This is a genomic window from Microbacterium sp. K41 (assembly GCF_004794395.1).
Lineage (GTDB): Bacteria > Actinomycetota > Actinomycetes > Actinomycetales > Microbacteriaceae > Microbacterium > Microbacterium sufflavum.
Genome location: NZ_SSDO01000024.1, coordinates 1 through 5,955, shown reverse-complemented (window position 1 = coordinate 5,955; position 5,955 = coordinate 1). Strand labels below are relative to the sequence as shown.

The following is a 5,955-nucleotide window of genomic DNA, read 5'->3' as shown; positions in this document are numbered from 1 at the left end:
CGTCGGCGAGCTCGCGCACCAGCTCCTCGTCCGCCCCGTTCGGATACCGCACGTCGGCCAGCGCGACCCGCTCGCCCGCCTCCAGCCGCTCCCGCACCAGGGCGACGGTGCCGGCGACGGCCGCGGTGTCGACCGCATCGGGCCGCCCGCGGAACATGTCGTGCCGGTCGGGGTCGGGGGCGTGCAGCACCAGGGTCACGTCGGCGTCCGCCGCCACCTCGACGGCACCGGCTGCGCGGATCTGCCGGCTCGCCGAGGCCGCCAGCGACATGTTCTCGTACGGCGGGATCCGCTCCATCCCCGCGGCGTCGGCGCACGCCACCGCGAACGACACCGTCACCCCGGCGTTCCCCGCGAGAGCTCGGGCGACGAGCGCCGCCCCCACCTCGTCGGCGCCCGGGTACATGAGCACGCGACGGCCCGACGGCAGCATCCGCATCCAGTGCCGCAGCCACACCTGCTCGGCGCTTCCCGCCGCGAACGGCGCGGTGTCGTCGGCGGTGATCGCGAGGAAGTCGAGCGTCTCGTCCTCGACCAGCCCGAGGGTCGAGAGGTTGACGATGTGGTTGCGCAGGCGCCGCGTCGCGTAGTCCGACACGACATCGGCCGGCACGGGTGTCAGCTCCTCCAGCGGCAGCACGTCGGTCTCGCCGAGCAGCCGGTGGGCGTCGCCCCCGAGGGCGTGGATCTCCTTGCCGTGCGCCGTCCAGTACTCCGGCTCCTCGGCCGCGGAGTACGAGTTGCTGGCGCGCGTGACCAGGGAGACGGCCGAGATCGGCAGCTCGGGGCGCATCCGCCGCACCTCGCGCAGCACGTCGAGACGCGCCAGCACGTCACGCGTCGTGTCGTGGCTCGTCCGGCTCGCGATGAGTCCGCCGTAGAGCAGCATGTCGACCGACACCACGAGGTGCACGGTCGCCGGGTCGGCCGCGCGCTCCCGCAGCCAGGCGCCCAGCGCGTCCGCGTCGCCCGCCGTCCGGTATGCGGGGAGGATCTCGGCGGGCGGCACGTCGAGCGTCACGCCCGCGACCGCGGCGACGTCGCCGGGCAGCTTCACGTTCACCGGCCGATCGTCGAGGGGGAGCAGGGCGATGCGCGGGCGGAGGGTCGGGTCGGACACGAGGAGCCTTTCGTCGGTGAAGGGATTGCCGGTCGGGAGCGCGAACGCTCAGGGGCGGGAGATCGAGAGGAGGTAGGAGTAGCGGTCGCCCCGGTACACCGACTCGGCGTACTCCAGCGGCCGGCTGCGGGCGTCGTAGGTGGTGCGCTTGACGAGGAACGCGGGCGAGAACGGGGGCGTCTGCAGGGCCGCGGCCTGCTCCTCGTCGAGCACGACCGCGTGGATCTCCTGGTCGGCGCGCACGGCCGAGATGCCGAACCGGGTGCGCAGATCCTCGTAGAGCGAGTCGCCCACGATGCCCTCCTCCAGCCCCGGCACGGCGTCGGCCGCGATCGAGCACACCTCCAGGCAGATGGGGATGTCGTCGGCGGTGCGCACGCGGCGGATCCGCACCACCGGCGACTGCGGGCTGAGGTTCAAGGCGTAGCCGGTGGTCTGCCCCGCCGCGGCGGTGGACACGTCGACCGACAGCGATCCTGGCCGCATGTTGCGGGCGAGCATGTCCTCGGAGAACGACGTGAGCTCGAAGGCCTTGCTGATGCGCGAGGCGCTGACGAAGGTGCCGGCGCCCTGAAGCCGGTAGACCAGCCCGTCGCGCTCCAGCTCGTCGAGCGCCCGGCGCACCGTCTGCCGGTTGACCTCGAGCGACTCGGCGAGATCGCGTTCGGTCGGCAGCTTCTCGTGCGGCGCCAGGCCCTGCTGGATGACCTCCTCGAGATGCCGGCGCACCCGCTCGTGCTTCGTCACACCCTCGATCGTCATGGCTTCCCCCTCATTTGGACTAACCCAATCTTGACGACCGCGCCCAGGTGTGTCAATGTCTGTTCTCAGCAGTTCCGAATTGGTCTATTCCAATCCTTTTGCAAGGTCAACGATGAGCGGAGAACTCCCCATGCACATGAAGCAGCACATGCGCCGGCGCGCCCTGGTCGCCGCCGGACTGACCACAGCGACGGTCGTGGCCCTCAGCGGATGCGCGGGAGGCGGCAGCGACGCCGACGGCCCCACCGAGATCACGTTCTCGTACCTGTGGGGAGGGGAGGAGGCCAAGGCCCTGGAGGCGATCATCGCCGACTTCAACGCCAGCCAGGACGACATCGTCGTCAAGGGCGTCTCCAGCCCCGACACCCAGAAGCAGCTCACCTCGATGTCGTCGTCCAACGGCTCGTTCGACATCTCCGACAACTTCGGGAACACCGTCGGCGCCTGGGCCTCGAAGGGCATCCTCGCCCCGCTCGACGACGCGATCGCCGCGGAGGGCATCGACGTCGACGACTTCGTGCCCAGCGCGATGGAGCAGATGACCTACGACGGCAAGATCTACTCGCTGCCCATCGCCATCCACAGCTTCCAGCTGCTCTACAACCCCCAGCTGCTCGCGGAGGCGGGTGTGACCCCGCCCACCACCATGGACGAGCTCGCCGCCGCCATCCCCAAGCTCACCAAGAAGGACGCCTCGGGCAAGATCACCCAGCTCGGCCTCGGCTCCGCCAACGACAGCACCACGCTCACCACTCTCGGCTACGCGTTCGGCGGCAGCTGGGACGGAGAGGACGGCCCGACCCCGGCGGAGGACGGCAACCTCGAAGCGCTGCAGTGGTACCAGGACAACGTGATCGAGCCGGTGGGCGCCGACGCCATGGCCACGTTCGTCTCCGGTCAGGGCGAGTACCTCTCGGCGCAGGACCCGTTCTTCAGCGGCCAGGTGGCCATGATCATCGACGGCGAATGGCGTTCGGCCAGCGCGGCCAAGATCGCCCCCGACTTCGAATGGGGCGTCACCGCCATCCCCGCCGCCACCCCCGAGCTGGAGAACAGCACGCAGGTGACCGCGAGCACCCTGTTCATCCCCGCCAACTCGAAGCACAAAGAAGAGGCGGCGACGTTCCTCGCCTACCTCGTCAGCGACGAGCCGATGGAGAAGTTCGCCGTCGCGCTGGGCAACCTCCCCGGCCGCTCCTCCCTCGCCGGCAGCGCGGCCTTCGACGAGCTGCAGGACTTCGGTGTCTGGGCCGAGGCGGCCTCCTCGCCGAACGCCAAGTCCCTCGCGAGCCGCCCGTACAGCGCGGAGTACGCGACCGACCTGGCCACCGCGTTCGACGAGGTCGTGCGGCTGACGGCCACCCCGGAGGAGGCGATCGCGACCGTCGAGGAGCGGATGTCCTCCTACTCCTCGAAGTGAGCGGCGCTCCGTGACCACGGCCACCACACCCCGGGTCCGGCGGGAGACGACTCCCGCCGGGCCCGGCGCCCCCGTCCGGCGGCGCCGCAGCCGCCGCACGACGCTGATCGGCCTCGCCTTCGCCGCGCCGTTCATCGTCGGCTTCCTGTTCCTGTTCGCCTACCCGATCGTGGCCTCGGCGTACTACAGCTTCACCGACTTCAACCTCTTCCAGGCGCCCGAGTGGGTGGGCCTGGACAACTACACCCAGATGTTCGCGGACGGGGTGTTCTGGAAGTCGCTCGCCAACACCGCCGTGCTCACCGTGTTCGGGGTGCCGCTCGCGATCGGCATCGCGCTCGCCGGAGCCCACCTGCTCAACACCCCCGTCCGCGGCCAGCCGCTGTACCGCGCGCTGGTGTACCTGCCCTCGATCGTGCCCGTGGTGGTCGGCGGCTACCTGTGGCGCTGGCTGCTCAACGCCCAGTACGGCTTCATCAACCACTTCCTGTCGTGGTTCGGCATCGACGGTCCGGCGTGGCTGCAGCAGCCGGAATGGACCAAGCCCGCCATCATCATGATGTCGCTGTGGACCGTCGGCGGCACCATGATCATCTACCTCGCGGCCCTCCAGGAGGTGCCGAAGGAGCTGTACGAGGCGGCCGAGCTCGACGGTGCGGGAGTCTGGCGCCGGTTCACGAGCGTCACCTGGCCGACGGTGTCTCCGGTGACCCTGTTCCAGGTGATCGTGAGCATCATCGGTTTCCTGCAGATCTTCACGCAGCCCTACATCCTGTCGCAGGAGCGGCTCAATCAGGCCGGCTCCGGGCCCGGGCAGTCGATGCTCTCCTACGCGATGTACCTGTACCAGAACGCGTTCGTGTTCCTGAAGATGGGCTACGCCTCGGCCATGGCCTGGACGCTGTTCATCGTCACGCTCATCGTGAGCCTCATCGTGCTCGCGTCGTCGAAGAAGTGGGTGCACGATGGCACACGCTGAGACCTCTACCCCCGCCCGTCGGCCCCGCCGCACGCGCCGCACGCTGCGCCGCGTCCGGCAGCAGGTGTCGGTGGCGCTGCTCGCGCTGCTGTTCCTCTTCCCGCTGCTGGTGATGCTGTCGACCGCGTTCAAGACGCCGGGCGACGTGTTCTCCTCGCCGCCCACGCTGCTTCCGGCCGAGTGGACCATGGACAACTTCGCCGAGGCGTTCGCGCAGATCCCCGTGTGGCGTTACCTCGGCAACACGCTGTTCGTGTCGGGCATGAGCATCCTGGGCACGGTCATCTCGTGCCCGCTGGTGGCCTATGCGCTGGCGAAGGTGAAATGGCGCGGCGCCCGCCCGCTGCTCATCCTCGTGCTGGCCACGATGATGCTGCCGCCCCAGGTGACCCTCATCCCGCTGTTCCTGGTGTGGAACGGGCTCGAGGCGACGAACACCTATCTGCCGCTGATCGTGCCGGCCTTCCTGGGCACGCCGTTCTTCATCTTCATGATCCGGCAGTTCCTGCTCGCGGTGCCCGACGAGCTGATCGAGGCCGCGCGCCTCGACGGCGCCTCCGAGTTCCGCACCTACGCGACGATCGTGCTGCCCCTGGCCCGCCCGGCCATCGTCACCGCGGCGATCTTCCAGTTCGTGTGGGCGTGGACCGACTTCCTCAATCCCCTCATCTATCTCAACGACCAGTCGACGTACACGCTGTCGATCGGTCTGTACGCCTTCTTCGGGGAGAACGACGTGGCGTGGGGACCGCTCATGGCGGCATGCGTGATGTTCACGCTGCCGGCCGTGGTGATCTTCCTCATCGGCCAGAAGTTCTTCATCGGCGGCGTCAGCGCAGGAGCGATCAAGTGACACACGACACCCTCGAACTGCTCCGTGACAGCCTCATCGCCTCGGTCCAGGCGTCAGCGGGCACCCCGGCCCGCGACACCCACGTGATCGGTGCGCTCGCGGAGTCGGCGCTGCTCGGCGGCGCCAGCGGGCTGCGGTTGAACGGACCGGAGGACCTCCGCCGGGTGCGGTCGGCGACGGCGGTGCCGCTGATCGGACTGCACAAGGTGTGGAACGGCGTGCGCAACGTGATCACGCCCGACGTCGCTCTTGCGGAGGGCCTCGCCGCGGCGGGGGCCGACGTGATCGCGGTGGACGCCACGACCGAGCAGCTCGGCACGGACTTCGGCCTGCTCGGCCGGATCGCGCAGGCCACCGGGCTCCCGGTGATGGCCGACGTCTCCACCGCGGAGGAGGGCAGAAGGGCGTGGGAGGCGGGCGCCGCCGTGGTCGGCACGACCCTCTCCGGCTACACGCCGCACTCGCCGCGGCAGGACGGACCCGACCTCGATCTCGTCGCCGCGCTCGCCGCGGCCGGCATCCCGACCATCGCGGAGGGCCGCTACCAGACACCGGAGCAGGTGCGCGCGGCCTTCGACGCGGGGGCCTTCGCCGTGGTCGTCGGCGGGGCGATCACCGACCCGATCGCGCTCACGCGCCGGTTCGTCGCGGCGACCCCGAAAGCCGGGGAGCGGGTGTGATCGTCGGGGTCGACATCGGGGGCACCAAGATCGCGGTCGCCGGATTCGAGCCCGATCCCGCGGGCGGCCGTCGCCGGGTGACGCCCGTGCGCAGCTGTGCGACGCCGGCGCGCGAGGGCGGGGACGCGATCGTGCGGGCGG

6 protein-coding genes are annotated in these 5,955 nt (G+C 70.1%); 4 read left to right on the top strand and 2 right to left on the bottom strand.

Translation table 11 applies throughout. The features are described 5' to 3' along the window. Together DW309_RS00300 and DW309_RS00295 are read right to left on the bottom strand one after the other, a co-directional pair. Nucleotides 1-1,120 (bottom strand): DUF4127 family protein (locus tag DW309_RS00300; RefSeq protein WP_136044187.1); only part of this gene is annotated, 1,120 nt, incomplete at its 3' end. Nucleotides 1,121-1,168: 48 nt separating this feature from the next. Then, nucleotides 1,169-1,882: a GntR family transcriptional regulator gene (locus DW309_RS00295; protein WP_136034445.1), complete on the bottom strand. Its 714-nt coding sequence runs from the start codon at nucleotides 1,880-1,882 to the stop codon at nucleotides 1,169-1,171. 112 nt (nucleotides 1,883-1,994) lie between these two features. Between DW309_RS00295 and DW309_RS00290 the strand changes: the two genes are divergently transcribed. Genes DW309_RS00290 through DW309_RS00275 form a run of 4 tightly spaced genes read left to right on the top strand, consistent with a single transcriptional unit; the run spans nucleotide 1,995 to nucleotide 5,814 of the window. After that, nucleotides 1,995-3,302 carry an ABC transporter substrate-binding protein gene (locus DW309_RS00290; RefSeq protein ID WP_168387117.1) on the top strand — a complete coding sequence of 436 codons (1,308 nt, stop codon included), beginning with the start codon at nucleotides 1,995-1,997 and terminating at the stop codon, nucleotides 3,300-3,302. A gap of 10 nt (nucleotides 3,303-3,312) precedes the next feature. Beyond that, a complete protein-coding gene (locus tag DW309_RS00285; RefSeq protein ID WP_205812561.1) occupies nucleotides 3,313-4,281 on the top strand; it encodes a carbohydrate ABC transporter permease in 969 nt (322 codons plus the stop codon). Then, nucleotides 4,268-5,134: a carbohydrate ABC transporter permease gene (locus tag DW309_RS00280; protein ID WP_136044185.1), complete on the top strand. Its 867-nt coding sequence runs from the start codon at nucleotides 4,268-4,270 to the stop codon at nucleotides 5,132-5,134. The genes DW309_RS00285 and DW309_RS00280 overlap by 14 nt, the downstream gene beginning before the upstream one ends. Continuing rightward, the gene (locus DW309_RS00275; RefSeq protein WP_205812559.1) at nucleotides 5,131-5,814 is read left to right on the top strand and encodes an N-acetylmannosamine-6-phosphate 2-epimerase; all 684 of its coding nucleotides are present in this window, start codon (nucleotides 5,131-5,133) and stop codon (nucleotides 5,812-5,814) included. Before DW309_RS00280 ends, DW309_RS00275 begins: the two co-directional genes overlap by 4 nt. The last annotated feature ends 141 nt before the right edge of the window (nucleotides 5,815-5,955 follow it).

Bases quoted from the DNA above. Each gene is read 5' to 3' on its own strand.
- DW309_RS00295 (WP_136034445.1), bottom strand. From the start codon at position 1,882: ATGACGATCGAGGGTGTGACGAAGCACGAGCGGGTGCGCCGGCATCTC.
- DW309_RS00290 (WP_168387117.1), top strand. From the start codon at position 1,995: ATGAGCGGAGAACTCCCCATGCACATGAAGCAGCACATGCGCCGGCGC.
- DW309_RS00280 (WP_136044185.1), top strand. From the start codon at position 4,268: ATGGCACACGCTGAGACCTCTACCCCCGCCCGTCGGCCCCGCCGCACG.